We start from the raw sequence: 24,869 nt of genomic DNA on the forward strand, positions 1-24,869 counted from the left end.
ATGCCGCCGGGGCCCCTCCGACTCGGCACCGGGTACCGAGTCAGACTCGACGTTCAAGGTGGATTGCGGCGAACACGGCGACCTTGGCGCGCAGGGCCCAGGCATCGAAGGGCTTGCTCATGTAGTCGACTGCGCCGGCGGCGTAGCCACGGGCGGTGTGCTCGGGGTCCGCGCCCATCGCGAGCGAGGAGGCGTCACGGCAACAGATGTTGCCGTCGGATCAGACGGAGGAAGGGCGTGGTGGACGGGGCGAAGAGCTATGCGCTGCCGCCGTGTTGCCGCGCAACGTTGCCGGACAATGGCTCGGAACAGCAGCTGACGCACACGGCTGATTTCGCTCTTCACAGGTTGGCACGTCGGGCGCCGCGGGCGCAGGGAGGACCTCGGCACCGGCCGCCGCCCATGACCCGGCGGAACTCAGGGAGCCGCAGACCCGTGCACGCCCGATCTTGGGCGGTCGAAGGACCGTTCATGCGAGTCGCTCGGTGCCGGGGTTCGCGGCTGGGTCGTGGAGCAGTTGCAGTACGCGCCGCAGGTCGGGACGCTTACCGGTTCCTGCGCGGCTGACGGTGAAGACGGACCGGGAGACGGGGTGGAGCAAGGGGTGGAGGCTGAGGGACTCGGTGGTGTCGGGTAGTGCCATGCGAGGGATGAGGGCGGTGCCCGCTCCCGCGGCGACCAGGGCCGCCAGCACGCCGAAGTCGCTGCTGCGGGTCCTGATGTCCGGGACGAAGCCCGCCGAGCCGCAGGCGCGTTGGATCATTTCGTAGCAGGAGGTTTCCGGTCCTGGGGTGAGCCAGGGCAGGTCTGCCGTGCGGGACAGGTCCACCGGCTGGCCGGGCTGCAGATCCCACTCGCCGGCCTGGCGGGGATGCAGGGCGAGCAGCACCGGTTCCTCCATGAGGAGAGCCTGCTCGTAGGCGGCGGAGAAGGTGCGTGGCAGCACGGTGTAGCTGTGGACCAGGGCGAGGTCGGTGGCACGCTTGTGCAGTTCGTCGAGAGCTTCGTCGGGTTCCTGCACGGACAGCCGCAGCGACAGCTCGGGGGCGGGGTCGATGTCGGCCAGGCGTTGCCACAGGGGCGCGATGAGGGTGCGAGCGGCGGACGCGAAGGCGGTGATCCGCACGATGCCGCGCCGACCGCTTTGCAGGGCGGCCAGGCCGGACTCGGCTGCCGCGAGTTCCGCAAGGATGATCTCGGCGTGAGCCACCAGCAGTTCGCCGGCTGCGGTCAGCCGCAGTGTGCGTCCCTGCTTCTCCACCACCGGTGTGCCGGCCTCCTTCTGCAGGGCGGCAAGGTGCTGGGAGACCGCTGGTGGGGTCAGGTGGAGGGCCTCCGCGGTGGCCGCGACGGTTCCGTACGCGGCGAGGTGCTGGAGGATGCGCAGGCGTCGTACGTCGAGCACGGGCTACTCCTTGATCGGGCCGGGGCCGGGGCCGGGGCCGGGGCCGGAGACGGGTTCCGCGATGCGGTGCGGATCGCGGCGGGTGTTCTGGTCATGTGTGGCCACGGGCTGACCGGCCGCCGGACGGCCGGTGGCACCTCCCCGCTCTCCGCTGCGGCGCTGTGCCGGGTCGCGCCGGTTGATCATGATCACTCCCGCGACGCTGACCGCTCCGCCCACCAGCTCGATGAAGTGGGGTACCTCGCCCAGCCAGACGAAGGAGATGATTAGGGCCACCGGCGCGACCAGGTACAGGGCCGCGGTGGAGGTGGCGAGCGGCAGTCGGGCGACGGCGTAGGCCCAGATGACGAAGCCGAGCGCGGAGGGAAGCAGGCCCAGGTAGAGCACGGAGGCCAAGGCGTCGACCGGTGCCTGCAGGGTCGCGTGCCAGGTGGCGGGGGCCAGCGGCAGGGCGAAGACCGTGCCGGCGACCATCGCATAGGTGGCGACCTCCAGACCGGTGTAGTGACGCAGCAGGGGCTTGGTGGCGACGTGGTACACGCCTTGGACGACGGCGGCGGCCAGGACGATGAGGGCGGAGACGGTGAACCCGCCGGCGCCCTTGGCCATGCTGACGATGGCCGCGCCGGCGAGCGCGACGACGCTGCCGAGGACGATGTCGCGGCTCAGCCGCTCTTTGAGGAACAGGCTTCCCAGCAGCACGCTGAAGGCGGGGACGATCGCGATCAACAGGCTCGCCGTACCGGCTGCCACGTTCACCTCGCCCCAGTTGAGCAGGAGCTGGTAGGCGGTGATGCCGGTCGCCCCGCACAAGGCGATCATGGGCAGATCGCGGGACCGGGGAACGCGGACCTTGGCGAAGGGCGCCACCAGCAGCAGTGCAACGGCAGCGATCGCGATCCGTAGACAGGACAGAGCCTGCACTCCCAGACCGTCGACCCCGACCCGGATGGCGGGAAAGGCCGAGGCCCACAGGACCACAGTGCCGGTCAGGGCGAAGAAATGAGAGGAAAGGAGGCGTGGCTGCATGCGTCCAGCATCCTCGCCCGGAACGAGAAGTTCCATTTAGTCTTTGCGACAGAAACCGTTAGTCGCGCTTATCCGGGGCGTCGGGTCGAGGAAGGGGCGCAGGCCCTGTCCGGGGCCACTGGCCGTGATACGGAGACCTCGGCGACATCGGCCTGCGGCGGTGGAGCACGCTGTCCCCTCGGCCACCGACGGCTTGCAGGTGCGACGCGCCTCAGCCGTGCCCGCCGCGCAGCACCCGCAGCAGGTGTGCCACCGCCTTGGCGACGGCGTCTCGGGCGGGGCCCAGGTACGCGCGGGGGTCGACGACGTCCGGGTGTGCCTCCAGGCAGGTCCGGGCGGCCCGGGTGAAATCCTTGTTCAGGTGCGTGGAGACGTTGACCTTGGTGATCCCGGCATCGACCGCGTGGACGAGTGCTGCGTCGGCCACCCCGGACGAGCCGTGCAGGACCAGCGGGACGCCGACGGCGTCGTCCAGCCGGGTGATGAGTGCGAAGTCGAGGACGGCGTCCCGCGTGACCATGGAGTGGGAACTGCCCACCGCCACGGCCAGGGCGTCGACCCCGGTGGCGGCGACGAAGGCGCGTGCCTCCTGCGGATCGGTGCGTACCCCCGGAGTATGCGCACCGTCCTTCCCCCCGACCTCGCCGAGCTCCGCCTCCACCCACACGTTACGAGCACGGCAGTGGTTCGTGACCTCCCGGGTCGCCGCCAGGTTTTTCTCGAACGGGAGTCTGGAGGCGTCGAACATGACGGAGGTGAAGCCGAGTTCCACGGCCTCGCGCACCAGATCCACGGACTCCGCGTGGTCGAGGTGGACGGCGACGGGGACGTGGGCCGCGCGGGCGATCGCGAGGGACGCGAGGCCGATCGGTGCGAGCGCGCCGTGGTAGCGGACGGTGTTCTCGCTGATCTGGAGGATCACGGGCAGCCCCGTGGCCTCGGCCCCGCTCACGATGGCTTCGGCGTGCTCAAGCTGCACCACGTTGAACGCCCCGACACCCGCACCGGACCGGGAGGCGGGAGCGACTATGGCGTCAGTGGGGGTGAGGGGCATGAATGGCCTCCACGGATACGTCGGGGCGGGTACGTCGGCAGGTGGCGGCGTCGAAGTCGCTGGCCACGGAGCAGGGGACGGCGGCGGCCGACAGGGCGACGGCCTCGCGCAGGATGTCCGGCCGGCGTCGGCCGTCGGCGAGCCCCGTGGCGAGCGCGGCGACACCGGCGTCCCCCGCCCCGGTGGGATTGCCGACCAGCCGCTCCGGGGGTGCGGCGCGCCGGCCGCCGTCCGGGGTGAGCGCCTGGAGGCCGTCGGGGCCCGACGAAACCACGACGGCACGCGCGCCGAGCGCGCACTCGGCGGCCCCTGCCGCCCGGACGTCGTGGCCGAGGGTGACGGGCAGGCGCGTGCGGGCCTCCAGGAGATCGGCGAGCGGTAGGTCATGCCGGCGGAGGTTCGCGGAGTGGAGCACGGTCCGCCGTTGTTCGTCCACGACGCCGGGGACCACGACGCCCGCACGGCGGACGGTCAGGTCCAGGGAGGCGGCCCGGCGGGCGAAGCCGCAGAGGGTCTCGGTCATCGCGTCGACGACCGCGTCGGCGCCCTCGGCCCGCGGGGTCGTGCGGCGCCGCTCCGGCACGAGAGCGAGGTCCCGGCCGACGAGCGCGGCCTTCAGCGCGGTGCCGCCCACGTCGAGGGCAAGGACGCAGTCGTACCCGCGGTGTCCCTCAGGCATGGCCGTCCTGGAGGACGACGGACCGGGTGAGGTTGCGGGGTCGGTCGGGGTCGTAGCCGCGAGCCTCGGCGAGTGCGACAGCCAGGCGTTGGGCACGGACAAGGTCGGCGAGCGGGTCCAGGGCGGCCGGCGTGGCGGCCGAGTCCGCGACCAGGGTGCCGCCGACCCGGGCGACGTCGTCGGCCAGTCCCTCCGGGAGCTCGCCGAACACCCACGTGACCCGGCCCGGACAGGTGATGCTGATGGGCCCGTGCCGGTACTCCATCGCCGGGTACGCCTCGGTCCACGCGCCGGCTGCCTCCCGCATCTTCAGGGCGGCCTCCAGCGCCAGGCCGCAGGTCCAGCCGGTGCCGAGGAAGGTGAACTGCTCGGCGCCGAGAACGGCGGTGCCGAGGGGTTCGAGGACGACCCGTTCGGCGTCGCGGATCGCGGCGTCCAGGGGCCGGACGCCGGCGGGCAGGGCGCCTTCCGCCTCCAGATGGGCGCGGAGCAGTGCGAGGTTGGCGGTGGCGAACCGGGTCTGGACGACCGACTCCTCGTCGGCGAAGTCCAGGACGGTGACGGCGTCGGCCGCTCGCATCACGGGGGTCGCGGGGTCGGCGGTGACGGCGCCGGTGGCCACGGTGCCCTTCACGCGCCGCAGCAGGTCGAGGACCTCGGTGGTGGTGCCGGAGCGGGTGATGGCGAGGACGCGGTCGTAGTGCCTTCCGTACGGGAACTCCGAGGCCGCGTAGGCGTCGGTCTCGCCGTGACCGCCGGTCTCGCGCAGGACGGCGTAGGACTGGGCCATGAACCAGGAGGTGCCGCAGCCGACGACGGCGACGCGCTCCCCCCGCCGGGGGAGGGCGTCGCTCCCGCGTGGCAGCGACGCAGCGGCCTGGCGCCACACGGCGGGCTGGGAGGCGATCTCGGCCGAGGTGCGGGAGGAGGAGAGGGCGGACATGGTGGTGCACTCCTTCGTCGGAGGGGGCGGAGCTGGGTGCGGTGCGGCGGGCCGGGCTACTTCACCGAGCCGGCGGTGGGTCCGGACACCACATGGCGTTCGATGAAGGCGAAGAGCACCACGACCGGCACGATCGCGATCACGGACGCGGCGAACAGGTAGTTCCGCTGGACGGTGCAGTTGCCGACGAAGCTGTTGATGCCGACCGTCAGGGGCTGGCTCTCGCACAGGCCGCCAAGAGGAGGTGTGCACGAAGTTGATCGTTAATAGCGCCTTTCAAGCAGCACTGAGCATTGATTACGCCGCAGTATTCAGGAGGGAGGAGCTCGCGGTCTAGGGCTCTGGCGTGAAAGGTGCAGGAGGAGGGCGACGGAATGTTCGTTTCAGCAACAGACTCTCGAAGATCGAGCATCTTCACGCGCGGCGCTTCTCTCGTTCAGTGCTGGCCCGGACATCCCTTAACGTGTCAAGAGCGCAGGACCGACGCCGAGGGAGCCCGACACATGTCCAAGCACGATCGGTGGAGCAAGCTGCTGGAACTGCTGGCCGCCGAAGGCCGGCTCGACGTCGACGCAGCCGCCACCGCGCTCGACGTGTCGCCCGCGACCATCCGCCGAGATTTCGACGAACTGGCCGAACAGCAGATGCTGGTCCGCACCCGCGGCGGAGCCGTCGCACACGGGGTCTCCTACGAACTGCCGCTGCGCTACAAATCCTCCCGCCACGCCTCCGAGAAGCAGCGCATCGCGGCGGCCGTGGCCGAGATGATCGCCGACGGCGACGTGGTGGGCCTCAACGGCGGCACCACGACGACCGAGGTGGCGCGGGCGCTGGCGCTGCGCACGGGCGGTAGCCGCGGCGAGCGGCAGCGCCGGGACCCGGCCGAAACCTCGTCACCGCTGCTCACGGTCGTCACCAACGCGCTCAACATCGCCGGTGAGCTGGCGGTGCGTCCCCGGGTGAAGATCGTGGTCACCGGCGGGGTGGCCCGCCCCCAGACGTACGAACTCGTGGGACCGCTCACCGCGGGAGTGCTGAACGAGGTCGTTCTCGATGTCGCGGTCCTGGGGGTCGACGGCGTCGACCCCCGGCTGGGACTGATGACCCACCAGGAGGACGAGGCCAGCATCAGCCGCCTGTTCACCGAGCGGGCGCGCCGCGTCATCGTGGCCACCGACTCCTCGAAGATGGGCCGGCGCGCCTTCGCGAGGATCTGCGGGCTGGACCGCGTCGACGTCCTGGTCACCGACTCCGCGCTCCCCGCCGAGACGGCGGTTCGGCTCACCGAGGCCGGTATCAAGGTCCACGCCGTCTGACGCGAAGGCCGACGGCCCGCACGGGGCGGGCCGCCAGGCTGTCCGCGCGTTCGCCGCCGCGGTCGTTCAGGGGGCGATGGCCATGTCGAAGACATGGACGTTCCTGTTGGACGGCAGCACCACGAACTCGACCTGCTTCGCCGGGTCCAGCGGGACGGAGTGGGCGAAGACCCGATAGGCGATGCCCGCGTTCCCGTAACCGTCCGGCCGGTTGCGGCCGTCCGCGGAGGCCACCAGCGTCGCGCCGTGGGCGTCGGCCGGGTCGAAGGACCAGTTGGGGAAGCCGAACGAGCCGCGGGTGCTGGTGCCGTCGGCGTAGTACACCGTGGCCGTGCCGGTGGCCCCGCTGGTGACGCCCGAGCCGAGGAGGACCAGCTTGCTGCCCTTTCCGCTCAGGGTGATCGCCTGACCGGCACCGGAGACGTTGTCCTTGGTGCCGGGTGCCACGTCCGGCCACGTCAGCTCGGCGCCCAGGGCCTCGACCCGGCCTCCCGGCTCCAGCCCGGCGGCGGCCAGTTTCTGTGCGGAAAAGCTGTTGCCCTCGCCGTCGTAGTCGCCCGGCCCGGTGTTGCCCTCGTCGGTGATGCCCACGTTGTTGTAGGCGGCCGCGAGGTCCGCGAGCGGGGCGCCGTTGGTTTGGGTCCGGGTGGCGGTCGCCGACCCCGCACCGTCACCACCGGCGTAGGTGGCCGTGGCGGTGAAGGTGCGCAGGGCGAACCCGTCGCGCTGCTCGGGCACCTGGATCCGGAACTCCGCGGCGGCGGTGGCATCCACCCCGAAGGTGCCGGCGACACCGGCGACGGCCGGCTGGACGGCCCAGCCGACAGGTCCCGCGAACGACACCCTCAGCGAACGCATCCGCTGCGGTCCGGCGTTCTTGACAGTCACCTTCACGATCGAGACGGCCGGACCGTCGAGGTCGACGGACGAGATCGACACCTCGGTCCGCGCGGCAACGGGCTCAGGCGGAGGTTCGGCGCCTGCCGCGGCGGGCGCCGGGACGATCATGACCAACGCTGCGACCGCTGCGGCGCCGAGGGATCTGAACACACGGACGGTTCTCACGGACTGCTCCTTCTGCCGGTCGGGCGGGAGAGGGGACTCAGGCGAACGGGCGGCATGTTCGTCTCACGGGAGTCCAGGCCCATGCGCAGGTTCACCCAGGAGCCGCGGGTGAAGTCGGGGACCTCCACCGGACGGCCGCCCGCGGCGAGGGATTTGACGCTCAGCGGTACGGGTGAGCACCAGGAAGCGGAGTCGTAGACGTCGATGTCGGGCACGAGCCCGGCGCGCATCAGCTGAACGGTGCGCCACTGCAGCACGTAGTCCATGCCGCCGTGGCCGCCGTTGTTCGCCGCGTCGTCACCGATCTTCTTCCACAGCCAGTGGTCGAACTCCTTGCGGTAGGAGTCGAAGTCGCGCCAGGAATGCCCGCTGTGGTCCGGCTCGACGTAGATCCGTCCCCCGGTCGACGACGTGCCCGCGTAGTCCTCGAAGATGCCGCGGCTGCCGGCCAGGCTGTTGATCCTGCTGTACGGGCGGGGCGAGCTGACGTCGTGCTCGGCCCTGATGACGCGGCCCTTGGCGGTGTCGATCAGGCAGGTGACCAGGTCACCGTTGATGTAGGTCTCCTTCCACGAGGGATGGGACCTGTCGACGAACCGCTCCCGGTAGTCCGCGAGGCCCTTGGGCTCGGTGGCGGTGGCCCGCAGCACGGTCATGCGGTCGCCGCGGTTGATGTCCATCGCGGCGGCGACCGGAGCCAGGCCGTGCATCGCGTAGAAGGACGCGGTGCTGCGGGTGTGCCACAGGCGACGCCAGGAACCGGTGTAGTAGGTGTCGGAGAACAGCAGGCTCCGCAGGTCGTGCAGATACCCGCCGTGGCCGTTGGTGACGTCGCCGAACAGCCCTTCGTGCGCCATCTTCAGCATGGCCAGCTCGTTGCGGCCGTAGGAGCAGTTCTCCGAGAGCATCAGATGCCGGCGGGTGCGCTCGGAGGTGTCGACGAGATCCCACAGCTCGTCGAGTTCGGTGGCGATGGGCAGTTCGACGACGACGTGCTTGCCTGCCAGCAGCGCGTCCCTGCCCTGACGGTGGTGGAACTCCCAGGGCGTGGCGATGTAGACGAGGTCGATGTCGTCGCGCTTCAGCATCTGCGTGTACGCGTCCTCGGAGCCGCCGTACTCGGCCGGGCGGGGCTCGCCCAGGGCGACGATGCGGTCCGCCAGGGCCTTCGCACGGTTCTCGCGTATGTCGCAGACAGCGGTGACTCGGCAGCCCGGCACGACGGCCCAGCCCTCGCCCATGCCGCTCCCGCGGTTGCCGATGCCGATCACGCCGACGCGGACGGTCTCATGGACGTCGTAGGGGACGCCGATCATCGACTTCTGGCCCCTGCTGCGCCTGGGGGTGGGGGCTTGCAGTGCCGCGCCCGGTTCGGCGGGCTTCGCCTGGGCGGTGCCGGCGCCGACCGCCACCGCCCCCGTGGCCAGAGCCCCTCCCAGGAGCGAACGGCGTGAGACTGCGGGGATTTCGGGCATGAAGAAGCTCCTCTGATCCGCGACGGGCATCACTGGCGAGGACGACTGTGGTGGCGTCGACACCACCTGTCAATAGATGCTCGAAGAACCCGGTATTCGATCAGAAACAAGCAAACGAGGCGCGTCAAGGCTCCGGAAGGCCTCCCGGGTCGGGAAACGCGGCGGCACCAGCAAGAACACGACCCGTGGCGTGGCGTCGGCACCCGGTACGACAGGACTGCCGAGTTCTCCAAGCGACAGTCACTTCCGCCTCGCTCCTGATGCGGGCGTGACAGCGCCACACTAGAAGGGGGGCTCCACGGAGTACCCGTCCTCCCCAAGAGGGGCGGAATCGGTCTCTTCCTCGGCTGCACGCTGTTCGGCGACTGTGGGGTGGATGGTGATTGCCTCGGCTGCCCGCCCTTGCCGGACCAGGATGTCGAACAGGGCCTGACGTGCTTCGACGGTGCCCAGGGCCCGCAGTTCTGCCGCGGCTTCAGCAAGGTGGCCGGCGGTGCTGAGGAGACCTGCGCTGACGATGCGGGGGTTGGTCCACGGATCGGGGTGGGCTTCGACCACAGCGATGGCTTCTTCGACGCGGCCGAGCTGGGCCAGCGCGAAGGCCCGCCACTCGTGCCGGAACTCCTCGTGGCCGTGGTGGGGCACGGTGAGGGGATGGTCCAAGAGGTGGAGCAGTTCCGCGGGCCGGTCATGGAGGGGGTGGACGAGTGGGGCCAGGAGGTTGGAGCAGTCGTACCAGCTGAAGCCGGGTTCGGCCACGGTGATCGCGTCGTCCAGCCGGCCGTCGCGCAACAAGGCCGAGGAGAGCCAGGCCCGGTGGCCGACCCAGTCGTCGGCGGCGATGGCCTCACGCATCACCGTCTCGGCCTCCTGGGTCCGGCCGTGGTCTCGCAGGGCACCTGCGTAGATGTGCAGGAGGGTGCGTGCGTCCTGTCCGGTGGCCAACGTGCGCAGTGTGTCGAGACGGCCGTGGCGTGCCAGTAGTTCAGCGTAGGCGGTGAGGGTGTTCTCCGAGAGGAAACGGCGCCCGGCCACGTCCTCACCGAGGATCCGGATCGCCTCGTCGGCGCGGCCCGCGCGCTCCAACACCTGAGCCTGGAGCTCCTGCGCCTCCGAGGGGGAGTGGTCCCATCGGCCCTCGGCGCGGGCTCGCCGTGCGGCTTCGGCGTGCGGGGCGATCAGCTCCAGCACCCGCTCGTCACGGCCCTTGCCATGGGTGATCTCCACCAGGACCGCCCGGATCCACGACTCACCCAGGTGCGGCTCGAGCAGGTTGATGGCCTCATCCACACACCCTGCCCTGGCGAGCAGCTCGGCGACGTTCCGGCACACGGCCTGTGCATCACGGCCCTCCTCGTCCGGGCGCACCAGATCCAAAGCCTCATCCACCCGGCCCGCTCGAAGCAGGATCTCCGCCTTCACCCACAGAGCTGCGCGCCACCCGGTCGCGACGAACGGCTCCATCACCTCCAGCGCCGGCCCGAACTCACCCGACCGGCACAGTTCCTGCACCGCACGCTCCGCGCAGAACCACTCGCCGCGTTCCCGTGCCGCCCGAATCACCAGGTCCAGGTGACCGTCTTCCAGCAGGCGAGTGACTTTCACGGGAGCAAGCCCACCGTAGTTGCTGACCTGCCATGAAAGTTCGTCTGTGTTCACGGCCGGAAGCGTAGAAGCAGTCGCCGACACCACCGTTGGCTGCGTAGGCGAAAACGAAGAACGGATGTCGGCCAGTGCCGGCAACTCTTCCGGCTTGAAGTGCCTGGAGATGTCGGTCAAGTCCTCGGAGGCGGTTCAGCTGACCTGCTGTTGTTCAGAGCGCGCACGGGTGGTTGCCAGCCGGTAGGACTCGCTGCCGGTCTCGATGAAGGTGCCGTTGAAGGTGAGTCGGTCGACGATGGCCGCGCAGAGCTGTGGGTCGGTGACGGCCTTGGGGTCCTAGTTGGTTCTCGCGGTGGCACCCCGGTTTTCCAGGTGCTGCCTTGACCGTTCAGGTGCGAGGAAGGTGTGCCGGTGGCCGAGGCCAGACCGCAGGTCATCGCAGGCGGAGGCCGACTCGCAGGCGCAGACCGTTGACTCGCTGTATCCCGAGCGGGACGTTTCTGTCCGGCATGTCAGCGGAAGCCGGCAAGGGGAAAGCGGCGAGTTCCTGTTCGCCGACCAGGTCGGACAGGTTATCGGCCCCCCGGGGGCGAGGGGCTCCTACCTCGAACACAGCCTGCCCCGGACCCGCCGGGCCAGGCATCAGGCTGAGCTCGCCCCGCCGAAACCGACTACGGCCATGCTGGATGAACCCGACGTGCTCGATGTCAAGCACGCTTGACATCGAGGCGTGGCGCTTCGTAGCGTGTCAAGTCCACTTGACATCGCTACATCGCATCGAAGGACGGCGCCCGTGCAAGCGCATAACGAGATCAAGGCGACCACTCGGCTTGTGCTCTGGACACTCGCCTGGGTGGCAACCCTCGCCTTGGCCAAGTTCGGCCCGCAACTGCTGTGGGATCCGCCCCAGCGGGTGGCGAGCTGGGCCGCCGTTGCCGTCAATCTCGCCGTCGGCGTCGGCTGGATCGTCGCCTTCATACGCTTCCTCCGCGCGCTCGATGAGCTGCAACGGAAGATCATGCAGGACGCGCTGGCGGTCACCCTCGGCGTGGGGTGGGTCGTCGGGTTCTCCTACGTTGTTGCGGACGCCGCCGACCTCGTCGCCCGCGATGTCGACATCGCCGCCCTCCCCGCGCTCATGGGAGTCGTCTTCATGATTGCCTTCGTCGTCGGCAAGGTCCGGTACCGATGAAGAACCGCATCACGGACCTTCGCGCCGAACGGCGCTGGACGCAGGCCGACCTGGCTCAGCGTGCAGGCGTTTCCAGGCAGACGGTCAACGCCATCGAAACAGGGAAGTTCGACCCCAGCCTCCCCCTCGCCTTCCGTCTCGCCAAGCTCTTCGGCATGAGGATCGAAGAGCTCTTTCTCGACGACTGAGCCCAGTGCGTTCCTGCGTTCCTGCGTTCCTGCGTTCCTGCGTGCCTGGGTTCCGGGGACCACGTCGTCGTCGGCCTCCTGCGGGCAATGACAGAGGTCAGCGGCATGATGGGCGGTGTGACGAACAGCGCAGGCACGCACCCGGATCGGATCCCGGGCTACGACGGCGGCCCTCTGGCCCACCTTCCCGAACTTCTCGAGGAACCCCTCTTCTGGCTTGGGCACCTGTGTGCACAGCGAGGAGGCCGAGGAGCTCCTGCTCGGTGCCGATTACGACGCTGCGGAGGACTTCCATCGCCGGATGTCCGGACGCGCGGACTGGCCCACCTTCACCGTCCCGGTCACCGCCGGCCGCCTGCACATCATCTGTCGCAACCTTGAGGGAGACGCGGGTACCGACTACACCCTGCATCACCCCGACTGGGAACGCGCCGAACTGCTCGCCAACGACGACGGCCACTTCATGGGACCCGGCCTGGCCTGGCCCGAGCTGGCGGCAGCCGCGGACAACGGCTTGGGCGGCGGCTCCACCACCGACCCGGACAGTCGCCTGCTGCTCCTGCTACCCGCGTTCGGAGACGCCGCCGTAGCCGCCGAACGCCTGGCGGCAGCACTGCGCGCCCGAACCGCCGTTGAGGACCCGGAACAGCTTGCGGCCGCTCTGCTGGAAGGCCAAGGTCCCTGTGGCCCTACGCGCTGGACCATGAACGAGGAGGGTCAACGGATCAACGACGGCCGCTACTCGTTCCGCAACCCCGCCAACGACTTCGCCATGCCGGCGGACCGCCTCACCCGGGTGACGGCAGCACTGGCTCCCTGAGCCGGACCGTCCTGGCGCGGCTCAGGCATGATCGAGCCGTGCCCACCTCATCCCGCGCGCCTCACCGCATCCCAGTGGCAGGGCATGCGCCAGGAGGCGGCCGAACTAAACCACGCCTGGCAGGAGACCAGGCGCCGGTGAGGTGGGCGGCGACGGCCAGGCGTTCTACGGCCTCGGCGGAGGCGCCGGCGGTCGGGTGCCCTCGAGGCATGCCTCTCCCCCCAGGCCGGGGAGGGGCAGTGGGCTGTACGTGCGGGAGTTGTCCGGCGCGGGTCACCCGCGCGGGCCGGTGCGGTCGGCGGTGAGGCGGGCCTCGAAGCCGTCGAGGAGACACTGAAGGCCGAAAGCGAAGGTGTTGTCGGGCGCTGCGGCGTACTCCGTGGCGGCCGGGGTGTCGAGGCGCTCGCGTAGGCGCGGGAATTGCCTGGCGGTCTCGGTGGCGCGTGTCATGGCGTCGGCCATCAGTTGCTCGGCGTTCGCGCCGTTCTTGCTCAGACGGCGGTTCAGCGAGACCTGCGCGGCAGGCCCGAGCGCGCTGCCGAGAACGTAGGTGAACACGGTGGCGGCCGCCCGATCCGCGTCGTCCGCGGTGAAGCCCGCCTTCTCGTAGATGGCGAGGCCGAGGTCGTTGTGCCGGGCCTGGCCGGGGCCGTGCAAGAGGTGGCTGCCGAAGGCCTGGACGAGCCAGGGGTGCCGGGTGAGCATCGCGTGCATGCCGCCGGCGTGGGCGGTGGCCGCGGTGCGCCAGTCGGTGGCGTCGAGATCGGGCAGCTCGACCTCGTGCCAGATCGCGTCGCCGGCGAGCCGGACCAGGTCGTCCTTGGTCTTGATGTGCCAGTAGACGGCCGTGGCGGCCGAGCCGAGCTGTTGCGCAAGGCTCCGCATGTTGAGGCCGTCCATTCCCTCGCGGTCGAGCAGCCCGATCGCCGCACGGATGATCCGGTCTGCGGTCAGTGTGTCTCGCGCCATGGCCAACACCTTACTTGCACTTAGTTCATTCTCTCTTGCACTTTGTTCAAGTCGTGGTCTACGTTGCACTCGTACTTAGTTCAAGTGCGCGAAGGGGGAGCCATGTCGCAGGACCAGCTGTCAGAGTTCGTCACGACGCAGGCCACGGAGTTCGCCGTGCCGGGCGTCGCCGTCGGGGTACTCCTGGACGGTCAGGAGATATACGCCTCTCACGGCGTGACCAGCCTCGGCAACCCGTTGCCGGCCGACGAGAAGACGCTGTTCCCTGTGGCGTCGGTGTCCAAGACCTTCACGGCGACCGCACTGATGCGCCTGGTCGCCGAGGGGAAGGTGGACCTGGACGCACCGGTGCGGCGCTACGTCCCCGAGCTGAAACTCGCCGACGAGCAGGCCGCAGGGCAGATCACCGTCCTGAACCTGCTCAACCACACCGCGGGCCTGGACTGGAACCTGATCGACGACGGCGAGGGCGACCGCTCCCTCGCCGGGCTCGTGGCGAAGCTGCCGCAGTTGCCGCTGATCGCACCTCCCGGCGCACGTGCCTCGTACAGCCAGGCCGGCTACAACCTGGCCGGGCGGATCATCGAGAAGGTCACGGGCCAGCCCTTCGAGCAGGCCATGGCCTCGCTCGTCCTGAACCCGGTGGGCCTCGCGGACACCGTGTACGGCCTGTCCGAGGTGATGGTCCGCAAGTTCGCCGTGGGCTACAACCGCGGCGACGACGGCGAACTGCGCCCCGCCCGGCCCTGGGGGGCGTTCAAGGAGGGCGCGCGCGGCGACAACCCTGGCGGCGGCCTCGCTTCCTCGGTGAGCGATCTGCTGCGCTGGGCACGTTTCCACCTCGGTGACGGCGAGGGCGTGCTGCCCACCGCGGAGCTGCACCGCATGCGGGAGCAGACGGTCGGGCTGCGCGCCAGCACGCTCGGCGACGGCTTCGGCATCTGCTGGTTCCTGCGCGACCTGGACGGCCTGCACGGGATCGGCCACGGCGGCTCCGGCAACGGCCAGTTCGCCGAGCTGCTCATCGTGCCCGAGCGCGGTTTCGCGGTGGTCTCCCTGGCGAACGCCGGCCCGCACGGCCATTCCTTCAACCAGTCCGTCGTGCGGTGGGCGCTCGAGAACTACCTCGGCGTCGTCGAGGACACGCCCGAGCCGCTCCCTTACGACGAGGGGCAGGCCCAACAGGTCGTCGGCCGCTACGAGATCGACGCCATGAACCTCGACATCGCCACCGACGGCACCCGTCTCACCCTGGCGGTCGGGATCAAGCCGGAGATCCGCGAGGCGTCGGACGAGGAAATGCCCCCGGACCACCCGGCCGCGCCCATCGGCTTCCTCCCCGGTGACGGCGACGAGTACATCGTCACCGACGGCGGCCTCACAGGGCAGCGCGGCTACTTCTCCCGTGACGCCGACGGCGCGGTCACAGGTGTCGACCTCGCCGGCCGTCTCTTCAGCCGGGTCGAGGAAGCATCCTGATCCGGCGCGGGCAGGGACATCCCGCGTCGCCGAGACGGGCCAACGATGAGCAACGGGACAGCCCCGTCGTCGGCGTCGGGCCGTGGACCACCGAGCCGGCTCATGGGCACAGGACGCAAGACCCGTGCGGCCGAGCCGGAGCGCCGGACATCGGGCCGCGGGAAGCCCGCGAGCACGCTACGAACGCGATCCTGGACGGAGCCGACCCGGCCACCTTCCCCGTCGGTGCCCCTGCGGACCGTGCCCGGCGGATCAGTACCAGTGGGTGCAGGTCCTCCGGCGGCCGCGGGGCCCGTCGGCGCAGGCGCGGGCCTGGTAACCGGGGCCGTCGTACACCGCCGGAGTCGATAGCCGGGTCATGGCGGAGGTGCCGTCGTTCGGTCCCTGGCGGCGGAACTTGCGGGTGGTCCTGCCCCTGTGGCGGGTCTCCATCCAGAGGCGCCCGCCGTCCGCGACCAGCCCGTCCGTCCATCCCCAGTCGTGTCCCTCGCGGGTCTCGATGTGCAGGAACAGCAGCGGGCCCCGCGGGTCTTCCGCCATCAGGCACACCCGGTCCCTGGGCTGGCGTGCGCTCCCGCACGGCCCATGCCGCACGTCCGCCCCGGCGTCCGTGGCCACCCCGGCCAGGAGTGCCACGGCCGCGGCGACGACGGTGACGGTCTTCGCGATCCCCGGTGCGCATGCACGCCACAACCTGCTGGGCGACGCCGTCGCTACGGCCTCCGGGCACCGATCACTCGAAAGCCTGCGTCACCGCGTGCCGGCAGCCTGCGTCACCGCGTGCGGGCCGACATCAGCCGACACGAGAGGGCAGCGTGCGCGTGAAGGTGACCGAGGCTTTGGGACGGCTGCCGGTACAGGCCGCTGAACAGCACCTTCGACCCAATCCGCTCGACCGGGACGCACCGCGAAGGGAATCATGGACGAGTGACGTCGACCGAAGCGGCAGCAATCGCTCTCCAGGACCATGCCGCCCTCTGGAGTGTGGGGGAGATCAGTGCGAGCGAGGTCGTCGATTCCGCCTGCGACGCGCTGGTCGCCGGACTCGACACCCCCAGCCTTCGGATCCTCGCCGCCTGCACCCGCGCCGAGGCGGACTACGACGTCCACGACCTGCTTCCCCCGGCACTCGCCGAACTCGGCCTCACCTTCCATCCGGTCGGCGGCGAGGCCGGCCAGGAAGCCGCCGTGCGAGCGCTCGCGCGGCGCATGCTCGCCGGCGACTTGCAACCGTGGGAGTTCACTTCCAGAATGCACCGGCGCCACGGGCACGAGCTGCCTCTGACCGAGCGACTCGCGGAGCTCGATGACGAGTACGGCATGCTCGAAGAGGGCGGCGAAGCAGCGGCTCAGGTCGATGCCGAGGTCATGGCCGAAGCCCGGCGCCTCGCGAACCACCCCACGGTTCCCGCCGAACCGGCGGATACGCCCGCCTGATGCACACAGACCGACCCGCGAGTCCCCGTCGGCCAGGGAGGATCCGCTGCCCTCCCGGCACGGCGCGGCCGACGAACGTGGTGCGTCCCGGTCTCGTCCGTGCCCGGCCGACCCTGACGAGGTGCCGAGAAGTCACTCGGGTGGAACCAGGGTGGCGTCCGTCTGCCGGCGAATGTTCCGGGCACCCGCCCGGGCGGAGATTGGTCGCCATGCGAATCCAACCGGTCGTGAACACCGCCATGTCTCTCGCCCTGTGCCTGGTCGTCACGGCAGGGGCTGCCGCTGCCGCCGCGCCTTCCACTCCGCCCTCGCCCGCTGCTGATGCGGGGATTCGGTTCGAGTTGCCGGAATCGTCGGGGCAGTACCCGGTGGGGAGCACCGAACTTCACCTCGTCGACGGCGACCGGCGCGACCCCTGGGCCACCGACAGAGCCAGGGAACTGATGATCAGCATCTGGTATCCGGCCCGCCGGGCGAGCGGACATCCGCGTCAGCCGTACATGCCTCCCGGCGTCGCGCGTGCGGTGGACGAGTCCGGCTCCTTCCAGCTCGCCGCACCCGGCCAGATCGACTGGGCAGGCATCCGGACGGAGGCGGCCGTGATGGCGCCGGTGGACGACCGTGAGGGCAGGCCGGTCGTGCTGTACTCGCCGGGCCTGCAGAGCTCCCGGACGCTCGGCACCTCAACGGCGGTGGAGCTCGCCAGCCACGGCTATGTCGTCGTCACCGTGGACCACACCTTCGAGGCTTCCGCGGTGGAGTTTCCCCGGGGCAGGGTCGAGCTGCAGAAGCCGATGTCCGGCATCGAGGCACTGAAGCAGGTCATGGACACCCGGATGCGCGACACCCGCTTCGTCCTCGACCAGCTCGCCGTACTGCGGAGCGGCCGCAATCCCGACGCCGAGGGGCGCCGACTGCCCAAAGGGCTGCGGAAGGCGCTGAACCTGGAGCGGGTCGGGATGTACGGGCATTCGGGCGGCGGTGCCACCGCGGCCGAGACCATGCGCGTGGATCGCCGTATCGACGCGGGCATCAACATGGACGGCACGCTGCAGTACAGCGACAGCGAATTCCTCCCCGTGGCCCGGGAAGGACTGGACCGTCCCTTCATGCTCATGGGGAAGGCCGGCCAGACCCACCTCAACAAGCCCTCCTGGGGCTCCTTCTGGGACCGCTCGACGGGCTGGAAACGCGATCTGAGTCTCGAAAAGGGCAGTCACTTCAGTTACACGGATGCCCAGTCGTTCGTGCCGGCCCTGGACGAGCGCCTGGACATCCCGGCCCAGCTCCGCGAGCAGTACATCGGCACGGTGGACCCCGGGCGCAGCACCGCCGCACAGCGCGCCTTCATCACCGCGTTCTTCGACCAGCACCTGCGTGGCCGGCCCCAGGACCTCCTGCACGGGCCTGCCACCGACCACCCGGACGTGCGCTTCGTCGACTGAGTACGGCCGGCTGCCGGACCTCCGTGCTGTCGGACCTCCGTGCTGTCGGCGCGTCGGACTTCCGCCGTGAGATGGGCGGTCAGGCCACTGGCCGGATCCGGTCACTGGTCGCCTGGTGCAGTGCGCTCCGGAGTCGGTCCCGGATCGCGGTCTGGGCGGCGATACGTTCGTTGAGAACCGCCAGACGCTCCACTGCGACCCGGATGCCCTTGTCGGACGGCGGCGCCGTTGCCACGTCTCCGTCCAGACACGGGAGGAAGATCCGCACGTCGTCCAGGGTGAGCCCGGCGGCCAGGAGGTGGCGGATATTGCGGACCCGCACCACCGCCCGCTCGTCATGGACGCGGTAGCCGTTGGAAGCCCGCTCCGAGGTGATCAACCCCGCCTGTTCGTAGTGCCGCAGCGCCCGGGCGGTCGCCCCAGTCGCTTTGGCCAGCTCACCGATCTGCACCCGTTCCACCCTCCCGGGTGCAACTCCTATCACGCCACGACCGCCCCACCGTCGACAGGGAGTACCACCCCGGTGACGAACGACGCGGCCGGCGCGGCAAGTTGGGTGATCGCCCAGGCCACCTCCTCCGGTCGGCCGATCCGGCCCAGCGGAGTGTGTGCCAACTGCCACTCACGCACTGCGGCCATTTGTTCAGGTGTCAGTCCCTGGTGCTCGCCGATCGGGGTGGCGATCGCCCCGGGCGCGACCGCCACCACTCGGACCCCGCGAGGCGCCAGCTCGACCGCCCAGCTACGGGTCAGCAGCTCCAGCGCGGTCTTGGTCGCCGCGTAGACGGAACTGCCCGGCCAGGCCCGCTGCCCCACCGACGTACTCACGTTGACGATCACTCCGCCGGACGCCTCCAGGGACGGCAGCGCGGCCTGGGCCAGCAGGATGGGGGCGATCAGGTTGGTGGCGATCTGCGGCACGATCATCTCCGGCGTGAGCGTGCCGAGGGCACCGCTGTGCACGATGCCGGCATTGTTGACCAGCACGTCCAACCGGCCGTGCATCTCCAGCGCGGTCCGGACGATCAGTCCTGGCCCGCCATCGGCGGTGATGTCGGCAGCCAGCGGGGTGATGCGGTCGTGCCCGGCGGCGGTCTCGTGCAGCGGTTCGGCCCGGCGGCCGACGGCGAGGACGTGGGCGCCCTTGGCAGCGAAGGCGCGGGCGGTGGCCCGGCCTATTCCGGTGCCGGCGCCGGTGACGGCGACGACCGTGCCGATCCGGGGTGCGGAGTTGCTTTCCATACAGGTCATCGTTCAACCCTGCCGCCAGCGGCAAGGTCAAACGGCGCATGGTGAGCTGTGATCAGTGGGTGTGGTCGACCGTCCCGTGGTGCCGCGTCGACGGCGGGCAGCTTCTCGGCGAGCCACCGATGCAACAGCGACAACCACCGGTCAGCCGGCGGCGGGGGAGGCGGGTGAGGCGGGGGAGGGGGACGGGAGGCGGGATTGTGGAGGGCCGGGTGCCGGAACCGCACCGAATGGGATGCGCCAGAGCGGCGCAGGTCGGTCAGGGAGATCGCCAGGCCCTGGTGCAGGAAGGCCAGTTCCCCGAAGCGCTCCTCCAACTGGGTGAACGAGATCTCCGCTGCTCCGAAGATGTCGGCGTCGGGCCAGAAGGCAATGGTGGTCCCGCTCGCGGTTGCCGTCCCCGCCTCGGCGAGCGAGGTGACGGCCACGCCGCGCGCGTATTCCTGGACCCATCGGACGCCCTCGCGCCGCACCTCGGCCGTCATCCGGTGCGACAAGGCATTGACGACGGCGGGCCCCATGCCGCAGAAGCTGAGCATGACGTCGTGACCGCCGCCGGCTCGCACCCCGGTCCGCATGCGGGTGAGCAGGGCTTCGAGCGCGGGACCGGGGCCGCCGGCGGCCCCCGTCCTGTCGACGGCAAGGCCCGGCCCGTCGTCGGTGACGGAGACTCCGCCGTCGGGCGTGAGAGTGATGCCGACGGAGGTGGCACGGCCGTTCAGAACGTCGTGCACCGGCCGGTCCGCGACCTCGAACACCATCTGGTGCAGGCCGCGTTCGCCGGTCGAGCCGATGTACATTCCGGGCCGCTTCCGCACGGCTTCCCAGCCCTCCAGCACCTGGATGGTGCTGGCGTCGTACCTGGTGGCTTCCCCACGCACGATGTTCCCTCCGATGGGGTCCAGCAGGACTCCCCAGGCTAGGGGGATCTCAGGAAGACACCAGTTCAGAGCCTTTCCGGCAATGCCGCGGGCGGGCGTGTGAGCGACTGTCCGGTGGCGGGCGGGCAGGGGTCGCGCATCTTCGCCGGAGCGCGGCCGCAGCCCCGTCCAGGGCGTGCACGGCACCGTTCACCAGCGGCCCGGAGGCCTCAATTTTCGACAGTCGTGATCGCGTGGGGGTGAGTGCGGGCCGTGGCAGGATGACGGCATGCTGATCCGAAAGGCTGATGCCGCGTAGGCGTCCGAAAGGGCTGCGCGCGGAGCGTTGGCGGCCCGGACGAGGTGTCCCGGTTCGCCGGATCCGCGGTGTTTCCGCGGCGACTCGCGTAGCGATCCGGAAGTTGGAAGAAGAGCGTCTGTGGCCGGGGGCTGTGGCCGCTGCCCTGGCGGAGTGCCGGTGGTACCTGGGGCAACCCGGGCGCGTTCTGCCGGATCCGGTGCTGGGCTGCGACTGCTGTGACCCTCTGGTGGCGCGAGACCTCCTGGAGGATGTGCTGCTGTGGCTTCCCCATGGCGCTCAGGCTGACCTCGGCAGGCTCGTTGCCAGGCTGGACGCCGAGTTCGACCGCAGGGCCGTCTCCCTCGGCCCACACCACGTGCTGGCAACTCCGTTCAGTGCGTGCGGGTATTGGCGCCGGCGATTCATGGAGAACTGAGGGTCGGGCGACGCCATCCGCATCCTCAACCTCGCGGACGAGATCGCCTGATGTAACGCCTGATACATTCTCAGGCGTGACGGAGACGGTTGAGCAGGCAACCCGGTGGCTGATCCTGGTGATCAAGCTGCCCGCGGACCCCTCCCGGCACCGCGTGGCGGTGTGGCGGGAGCTGCGCAAGATCGGAGCCCTCTCTCTGGGCCAGGGCGTCTGGGCGGTTCCCGAGGTGCCCGTCTTCGCGGACGGCGTCCGGCGCGCCCTCGAACTCACCGACGCCGCAGGCGGCCAGGGCCTGACGCTCCAGGCGTCCGGCCGTTCCGAGCAGGACGCGGCCCGCTTCCGGGAGATGTTCACCGCCGCACGCTCGGCGGACTGGGCGGAGTTCCTCGCGGACTGCGGGAAGTTCGACGAGGAGATCGCCAAGGAGATCCGGATCGCCAAGTTCACCCTGGCCGAGCTGGAGGAAGAGGAACAGAGCCTGGAGCGGCTGCGCCGTTGGCACCGTGACCTGACCGCCCGGGACGTCTTCGGGGCCCCCGAAGCGGCCGAGGCCGCCGAGCGGCTCAAGCGCTGTGCCGCCGTCTGCGAGGACTACTCCGAGCGCGTCTTCGGCGCGCTGCACTCCACCGACGAGGGCGTGTCGTGACCACTCATCCCATAGCTCCGGCCGCTCCGAGACAGGCCATGTGGCCTCTGTACGCGGCCGGGTTCACGACCGCCTTCGGTGCCCATGGCATCGCCGCCAACCTCGGCGGCTTCTCCGAGGACGCCGTCACCTCCCTGATCGTTCTGGGCGGACTGCTCGCCCTGTACGACGGGGCGGAGGTCCTGCTCAAGCCCGTCTTCGGCTCGCTCGCCGACCGGATCGGCGGCAAGCCCGTCCTCCTCGGCGGCCTCATCGCCTTCGCCTGCGCGTCCGCGCTGTACGCGATCGCCGACAGCCCCGGCTGGCTGTGGGCCGCCCGTCTCGGCCAGGGCGCCGCCGCCTCCGCGTTCTCCCCGTCGGCCTCCGCGATGGTCGCCCGCCTCAATCCGGCCGCCAAGCGCGGGCGCGCGTTCGGCTCCTACGGTTTCTACAAGTCGATCGGCTACACCCTCGGTCCGCTCCTGGGCGGCCTCCTGGTCTGGGCCGGCGGCCTGCGCCTGCTGTTCACGGTCATGGCCCTGTGCGCGGCCGCCGTCGCCGTGTGGGCCGCACTGGCCGTGCCCGCCGTGCCGCCCCTCCCGCGCAAGCGGCAGACCGTCGCCGACCTCGCCCGCCGCCTCGCCGACCGCGCCTTCCTCGCCCCGACCGCGGCGCTCGCGGCCGCCACCGCCGCCCTCTCCGTCGGCGTCGGCTTCCTGCCCGTCTCCGGCGCCGCCGCGGGCCTCGGCACCGTGGCCACCGGTGCCGCCGTGTCCGTACTCGCCGCAACCGCCGCCTTCGTCCAGCCCAGGACAGGGCGCGCCCTCGACGCCGGGCGCCTGACCACACGCACCGGACTGCTCACCGGACTTCTCATCACCGCCGCCGGCCTCGCGGCCGCCATGCTGCCCGGTCTGGTGGGCGTCCTGCTCGCCGCCGCCCTGATCGGAACCGGCACCGGCCTGATCACCCCGCTCGGCTTCGCCGCCCTGGCCGCCTCCACTCCGGAGGAGCGCATGGGTCAGACCATGGGATCGGCCGAGCTGGGCCGTGAACTCGGCGACGCCGGCGGCCCTCTGCTCGTCGCCGCGGTCGCCACCGTCTCGACCCTCACCTTCGGCTACGCGGCCCTCGCCGTCCTGCTGGCAGCAGGGGCGCTGCTCGCTCTCGCGCTCCGCCCCCGTGCGCCGCAGGCCGCGAAGTAGCCCCGAGCAGATGCTTGTGTCGTGCTGACCGCTCCGGAAGGGGAGTTTCCCCAACAGGCCACCGGCTCCTGGGGAAGTCGGGCCGGCTGACTCCATGTCCCTTCGGCTTCGGTGACCGGGCGGGTGCCCACCACGCCCACGCCCTCTCGAGGTCTCAGGGCTTGTGGTACTTCCCCGTGGCGGGATCGTTGATCCAGGTCGCGCGCGCCGGGTCGATGTTGATGGCCGTCCCGTGCTGTGTGCACGCGTCGATCATCGGGGCGAGGAACAGGGTGTCGAAGTCCGTCTGGGTCACCGCTCCCGCGGTGATGGCGGCCTCCATGTAGTTGTAGACGTTCTCCAACTGCTCGGAGCGGGGCGTGGTGCTGCCCGACGCGGTGGTGTTCACGTCGAGGCCGCTGCCAGGGTCGTCGGACCTGTCCTCGGGCCGGGGGCCGATGCGGAAGTTGGCCGGGAGGTTCTTGAGCGCCTTGTCGGTGTTGGGCGAGGAGAACGCCGCCGGAGCCAGGGGCGCCAGGTCCGTCGTGATCTGGAGGACCTGGGACGGGCTCAGCAGGGCGAGAAACGGCTGGAAGAGCGACTTGGGAATGATGTGGTGCAGCGTGTCCACCAACGGATCGCCGGGGTGGCTGGCCTTCACCGCGGCGAGCTCGGTGCTCGTCGACCCCAGCTTCCAGTCCTTGGCCTTGGCGCGCTGCACGACCCCGGACCCGCCGCAGCCGGTCGGGCCGCACCCGTCACCGTGCTCGTGGCGGCTGCGCTGGACCATGGCGGTGACCGCGGCGTTGCCCGCGGTGCGCTGCAGGGCGAGCATCGCCCCGTCCGCGGACGCCCTGGCCGCGGAGGCCTCGCCGCGCCGGGTGTCGCGCCGCGACCGCGCCAGGGCGTACTCCGCCTCCGATGAAGCCTGTGCGTGCATGCGTCCCTCCTCGGCCGGCCATCATGATCAGGGGCACGGCTCGACGCCGGGAAGCACCGCCGGGGCAGAGACGGGGCAACGTCGTTTCCCCCGAGCACCCGCGACGTCACGGTCGGTCCGATCACCGAGTCCGAGGGCTGACCAGGACGGACATCGCACCGTGTACGGGTCGCGGACAGCCGTGCCGTCCTGCCGCCGGTCGGCCGGCACCCGGGGGAGGTCGGTGCGCGTCGCCGGAGCAGTGGGGACGACAGCCGGCATCGGGATCGAGCGCGCGGGCTCACCAGGGCCCGGTCGCTCGAGACCGCGCCTTCGCACACCGTGAGATGCTCGCTGCCGCTTCGCGTCGTGTGCCGGCATAGGTCGGGTTCACCGAGACCGGGCGGAAGGAAGCGCACGCGGTGCCTGGGACCACCCTGTTCGCCACAAGACGGCTCTGACGACCGATGTCCGGTCCTGGGGACGGCTCCGTGCGGTGCTGGCACGCGCCCGGGCGGGGCCGGCTCGGGGCAGGACCCGCGTGATGGGCCAACTGCCGTAGGAGGAACCGATTCGGCGTGCCCGTTCGGGGGACGCAGCGTCTATCGCCTTCCGGGCGGGGGCAGCACCGCACTGTCCTGAATCCGGGAGAGAGAGATCACCGTGAAGCGTCACTCCTTCACCATGGCAGCCGGTGCCGTCTGCAGCGCCGTCGCACTCCTTGTGGCCGTCCCCGGCCCGGCCTCCGCGGCAGCCGGCCAGTTCCGCTACACCTACACCACCACCGAGGGCTACGACGCCGTTGGCTTCCTGAACAACCCGCCCAGCGGCGAATGCGTCAACCTGCAAGGGCCGGCAGCGGAGCCGGGCTCGCCCAGCCGTGCGCCCAGCAACCAGACGGACGCCACGGCGACCGTCTTCCTCGACTCCGACTGCCAGGGCGCGACCTACACCCTGCGCCCAGGGGCACGAGCATCCGAACGCCTGCTCCTGCGGTCGGTCCGCTTCTCCTGAGACGACGCGACCCGCACCGCCCCGCGCCGGCCTGGACGGCCGCCGGGGAGCGCCGCTTCCCCGCGTGTCCGGCGGCCGGGGCGGCGGCGTCGTGTGTGGCCGGCGGCGGCGACGAAACGGGCACGGGAGGGGGCATGCCCGGCTCCCGACAGCGGTCGCCCCGGCGCCTACGGTGACGAGGACC

Annotated in this window: 24 protein-coding genes and 3 pseudogenes; 10 read left to right on the forward strand and 17 right to left on the reverse strand. The window is 70.7% G+C overall.

The window, feature by feature from the left end; genetic code table 11:
- Positions 1–40: 40 nt before the first annotated feature.
- The 7 genes and pseudogenes from GBN72_RS07400 to GBN72_RS35105 form a co-directional block, all read right to left on the reverse strand.
- Positions 41–181, reverse strand: a pseudogene (locus tag GBN72_RS07400) (response regulator); the annotation flags it as partial.
- A gap of 288 nt (positions 182–469) precedes the next feature.
- Positions 470–1,405: a LysR family transcriptional regulator gene (locus tag GBN72_RS07405; protein ID WP_151770758.1), complete on the reverse strand. Its 936-nt coding sequence runs from the start codon at positions 1,403–1,405 to the stop codon at positions 470–472.
- Positions 1,406–1,408: 3 nt separating this feature from the next.
- On the reverse strand, positions 1,409–2,434 hold the full coding sequence (locus GBN72_RS07410) for a DMT family transporter (RefSeq protein ID WP_151770759.1): 1,026 nt from the start codon (positions 2,432–2,434) through the stop codon (positions 1,409–1,411).
- Between the two features lie 211 nt (positions 2,435–2,645).
- Complete coding sequence (locus tag GBN72_RS07415) at positions 2,646–3,488, reverse strand: class II fructose-bisphosphate aldolase (RefSeq protein ID WP_151770760.1); 843 nt, start codon at positions 3,486–3,488, stop codon at positions 2,646–2,648.
- Complete coding sequence (locus GBN72_RS07420; protein ID WP_151770761.1) at positions 3,469–4,167, reverse strand: ROK family protein; 699 nt, start codon at positions 4,165–4,167, stop codon at positions 3,469–3,471. Before GBN72_RS07420 ends, GBN72_RS07415 begins: the two co-directional genes overlap by 20 nt.
- Positions 4,160–5,110 (reverse strand): SIS domain-containing protein, encoded by a 951-nt coding sequence (locus GBN72_RS07425; protein ID WP_151770762.1) that lies wholly within the window; start codon positions 5,108–5,110, stop codon positions 4,160–4,162. The genes GBN72_RS07420 and GBN72_RS07425 overlap by 8 nt, the downstream gene beginning before the upstream one ends.
- Positions 5,111–5,166: 56 nt before the next feature.
- A pseudogene (locus GBN72_RS35105) lies at positions 5,167–5,334 on the reverse strand (carbohydrate ABC transporter permease); the annotation flags it as partial.
- Positions 5,335–5,613: 279 nt separating this feature from the next.
- On the opposite strand from GBN72_RS35105, the gene GBN72_RS07435 reads away from it, so the two are divergent.
- Positions 5,614–6,426, forward strand: a complete 813-nt coding sequence (locus GBN72_RS07435; protein ID WP_151770763.1) for a DeoR/GlpR family DNA-binding transcription regulator — start codon at positions 5,614–5,616, stop codon at positions 6,424–6,426.
- A gap of 66 nt (positions 6,427–6,492) precedes the next feature.
- Here the strand turns inward: GBN72_RS07435 and GBN72_RS07440 are convergent, their stop codons facing one another.
- From GBN72_RS07440 to GBN72_RS34790, 4 genes and pseudogenes are all read right to left on the reverse strand, one after another.
- On the reverse strand, positions 6,493–7,434 hold the full coding sequence (locus GBN72_RS07440; protein WP_151771008.1) for a beta-sandwich domain-containing protein: 942 nt from the start codon (positions 7,432–7,434) through the stop codon (positions 6,493–6,495).
- 53 nt (positions 7,435–7,487) lie between these two features.
- Complete coding sequence (locus GBN72_RS07445; protein ID WP_151770764.1) at positions 7,488–8,966, reverse strand: Gfo/Idh/MocA family protein; 1,479 nt, start codon at positions 8,964–8,966, stop codon at positions 7,488–7,490.
- Positions 8,967–9,248: 282 nt separating this feature from the next.
- Complete coding sequence (locus GBN72_RS07450; RefSeq protein WP_151770765.1) at positions 9,249–10,625, reverse strand: tetratricopeptide repeat protein; 1,377 nt, start codon at positions 10,623–10,625, stop codon at positions 9,249–9,251.
- A gap of 135 nt (positions 10,626–10,760) precedes the next feature.
- Positions 10,761–10,898 (reverse strand): annotated as a pseudogene (locus GBN72_RS34790) (IS21-like element helper ATPase IstB); the annotation flags it as partial.
- Positions 10,899–11,421: 523 nt separating this feature from the next.
- Here GBN72_RS34790 and GBN72_RS07460 point away from each other — a divergent pair.
- The 3 genes from GBN72_RS07460 to GBN72_RS07470 all read left to right on the forward strand — a co-directional run bounded on the left by GBN72_RS07460 (position 11,422) and on the right by GBN72_RS07470 (position 12,768).
- Positions 11,422–11,760 (forward strand): hypothetical protein, encoded by a 339-nt coding sequence (locus GBN72_RS07460; protein WP_151770766.1) that lies wholly within the window; start codon positions 11,422–11,424, stop codon positions 11,758–11,760.
- Positions 11,757–11,948 carry a helix-turn-helix transcriptional regulator gene (locus GBN72_RS07465; RefSeq protein WP_151770767.1) on the forward strand — a complete coding sequence of 64 codons (192 nt, stop codon included), beginning with the start codon at positions 11,757–11,759 and terminating at the stop codon, positions 11,946–11,948. Before GBN72_RS07460 ends, GBN72_RS07465 begins: the two co-directional genes overlap by 4 nt.
- A 217-nt stretch (positions 11,949–12,165) precedes the next feature.
- The gene (locus GBN72_RS07470; RefSeq protein WP_218042020.1) at positions 12,166–12,768 is read left to right on the forward strand and encodes a hypothetical protein; all 603 of its coding nucleotides are present in this window, start codon (positions 12,166–12,168) and stop codon (positions 12,766–12,768) included.
- Positions 12,769–13,041: 273 nt separating this feature from the next.
- Here GBN72_RS07470 and GBN72_RS07475 read toward each other — a convergent pair whose 3' ends face one another.
- Complete coding sequence (locus GBN72_RS07475; RefSeq protein WP_151770768.1) at positions 13,042–13,737, reverse strand: TetR/AcrR family transcriptional regulator; 696 nt, start codon at positions 13,735–13,737, stop codon at positions 13,042–13,044.
- Between the two features lie 102 nt (positions 13,738–13,839).
- On the opposite strand from GBN72_RS07475, the gene GBN72_RS07480 reads away from it, so the two are divergent.
- Entirely contained in the window at positions 13,840–15,216 is a 1,377-nt protein-coding gene (locus tag GBN72_RS07480) for a serine hydrolase domain-containing protein (protein WP_151770769.1), read from the forward strand.
- Between the two features lie 252 nt (positions 15,217–15,468).
- Here GBN72_RS07480 and GBN72_RS07485 read toward each other — a convergent pair whose 3' ends face one another.
- Positions 15,469–15,756 (reverse strand): hypothetical protein, encoded by a 288-nt coding sequence (locus GBN72_RS07485; RefSeq protein ID WP_151770770.1) that lies wholly within the window; start codon positions 15,754–15,756, stop codon positions 15,469–15,471.
- Positions 15,757–16,143: 387 nt separating this feature from the next.
- Here GBN72_RS07485 and GBN72_RS07490 point away from each other — a divergent pair, with 387 nt between their 5' ends.
- Positions 16,144–16,653 carry a hypothetical protein gene (locus GBN72_RS07490; protein WP_151770771.1) on the forward strand — a complete coding sequence of 170 codons (510 nt, stop codon included), beginning with the start codon at positions 16,144–16,146 and terminating at the stop codon, positions 16,651–16,653.
- A gap of 341 nt (positions 16,654–16,994) precedes the next feature.
- A complete protein-coding gene (locus GBN72_RS07495; protein WP_246212301.1) occupies positions 16,995–18,098 on the forward strand; it encodes an alpha/beta hydrolase family protein in 1,104 nt (367 codons plus the stop codon).
- A gap of 79 nt (positions 18,099–18,177) precedes the next feature.
- Here GBN72_RS07495 and GBN72_RS07500 read toward each other — a convergent pair whose 3' ends face one another.
- The 3 genes from GBN72_RS07500 to GBN72_RS07510 are packed head-to-tail and all read right to left on the reverse strand — an operon-like array spanning position 18,178 to position 20,227.
- Positions 18,178–18,549, reverse strand: coding sequence for a MerR family transcriptional regulator (locus tag GBN72_RS07500; RefSeq protein WP_164540432.1), 372 nt, complete (start codon positions 18,547–18,549; stop codon positions 18,178–18,180).
- 29 nt (positions 18,550–18,578) lie between these two features.
- Complete coding sequence (locus GBN72_RS07505) at positions 18,579–19,349, reverse strand: SDR family NAD(P)-dependent oxidoreductase (RefSeq protein WP_439959735.1); 771 nt, start codon at positions 19,347–19,349, stop codon at positions 18,579–18,581.
- On the reverse strand, positions 19,346–20,227 hold the full coding sequence (locus GBN72_RS07510; protein WP_151770775.1) for a DNA topoisomerase subunit B: 882 nt from the start codon (positions 20,225–20,227) through the stop codon (positions 19,346–19,348). The genes GBN72_RS07505 and GBN72_RS07510 overlap by 4 nt, the downstream gene beginning before the upstream one ends.
- 792 nt (positions 20,228–21,019) lie before the next feature.
- Here GBN72_RS07510 and GBN72_RS07515 point away from each other — a divergent pair.
- Both GBN72_RS07515 and GBN72_RS07520 read left to right on the forward strand, forming a co-directional pair.
- Complete coding sequence (locus GBN72_RS07515; RefSeq protein WP_151770776.1) at positions 21,020–21,589, forward strand: Chromate resistance protein ChrB; 570 nt, start codon at positions 21,020–21,022, stop codon at positions 21,587–21,589.
- Between the two features lie 38 nt (positions 21,590–21,627).
- Positions 21,628–22,773, forward strand: coding sequence for an MFS transporter (locus GBN72_RS07520; RefSeq protein WP_151770777.1), 1,146 nt, complete (start codon positions 21,628–21,630; stop codon positions 22,771–22,773).
- A gap of 154 nt (positions 22,774–22,927) precedes the next feature.
- Here the strand turns inward: GBN72_RS07520 and GBN72_RS34585 are convergent, their stop codons facing one another.
- Positions 22,928–23,692 (reverse strand): hypothetical protein, encoded by a 765-nt coding sequence (locus GBN72_RS34585; RefSeq protein ID WP_174887076.1) that lies wholly within the window; start codon positions 23,690–23,692, stop codon positions 22,928–22,930.
- Between the two features lie 663 nt (positions 23,693–24,355).
- On the opposite strand from GBN72_RS34585, the gene GBN72_RS07535 reads away from it, so the two are divergent.
- Positions 24,356–24,685, forward strand: a complete 330-nt coding sequence (locus tag GBN72_RS07535) for a hypothetical protein (protein ID WP_151771009.1) — start codon at positions 24,356–24,358, stop codon at positions 24,683–24,685.
- Positions 24,686–24,869: the final 184 nt, after the last annotated feature.

It is taken from the genome of Streptomyces abyssomicinicus, assembly GCF_008974245.1.
GTDB lineage: Bacteria > Actinomycetota > Actinomycetes > Streptomycetales > Streptomycetaceae > Streptomyces > Streptomyces abyssomicinicus.

Bases quoted from the DNA above. Each gene is read 5' to 3' on its own strand.
- GBN72_RS07410 (WP_151770759.1), bottom strand. From the start codon at position 2,434: ATGCAGCCACGCCTCCTTTCCTCTCATTTCTTCGCCCTGACCGGCACT.
- GBN72_RS07415 (WP_151770760.1), bottom strand. From the start codon at position 3,488: ATGCCCCTCACCCCCACTGACGCCATAGTCGCTCCCGCCTCCCGGTCC.
- GBN72_RS07420 (WP_151770761.1), bottom strand. From the start codon at position 4,167: ATGCCTGAGGGACACCGCGGGTACGACTGCGTCCTTGCCCTCGACGTG.
- GBN72_RS07425 (WP_151770762.1), bottom strand. From the start codon at position 5,110: ATGTCCGCCCTCTCCTCCTCCCGCACCTCGGCCGAGATCGCCTCCCAG.
- GBN72_RS07435 (WP_151770763.1), top strand. From the start codon at position 5,614: ATGTCCAAGCACGATCGGTGGAGCAAGCTGCTGGAACTGCTGGCCGCC.
- GBN72_RS07440 (WP_151771008.1), bottom strand. From the start codon at position 7,434: ATGATCGTCCCGGCGCCCGCCGCGGCAGGCGCCGAACCTCCGCCTGAG.
- GBN72_RS07445 (WP_151770764.1), bottom strand. From the start codon at position 8,966: ATGCCCGAAATCCCCGCAGTCTCACGCCGTTCGCTCCTGGGAGGGGCT.
- GBN72_RS07465 (WP_151770767.1), top strand. From the start codon at position 11,757: ATGAAGAACCGCATCACGGACCTTCGCGCCGAACGGCGCTGGACGCAG.
- GBN72_RS07475 (WP_151770768.1), bottom strand. From the start codon at position 13,737: ATGGCGCGAGACACACTGACCGCAGACCGGATCATCCGTGCGGCGATC.
- GBN72_RS07480 (WP_151770769.1), top strand. From the start codon at position 13,840: ATGTCGCAGGACCAGCTGTCAGAGTTCGTCACGACGCAGGCCACGGAG.
- GBN72_RS07485 (WP_151770770.1), bottom strand. From the start codon at position 15,756: ATGGCGGAAGACCCGCGGGGCCCGCTGCTGTTCCTGCACATCGAGACC.
- GBN72_RS07505 (WP_439959735.1), bottom strand. From the start codon at position 19,349: ATGACCTGTATGGAAAGCAACTCCGCACCCCGGATCGGCACGGTCGTC.
- GBN72_RS07520 (WP_151770777.1), top strand. From the start codon at position 21,628: ATGTGGCCTCTGTACGCGGCCGGGTTCACGACCGCCTTCGGTGCCCAT.
- GBN72_RS34585 (WP_174887076.1), bottom strand. From the start codon at position 23,692: ATGCACGCACAGGCTTCATCGGAGGCGGAGTACGCCCTGGCGCGGTCG.
- GBN72_RS07535 (WP_151771009.1), top strand. From the start codon at position 24,356: ATGGCAGCCGGTGCCGTCTGCAGCGCCGTCGCACTCCTTGTGGCCGTC.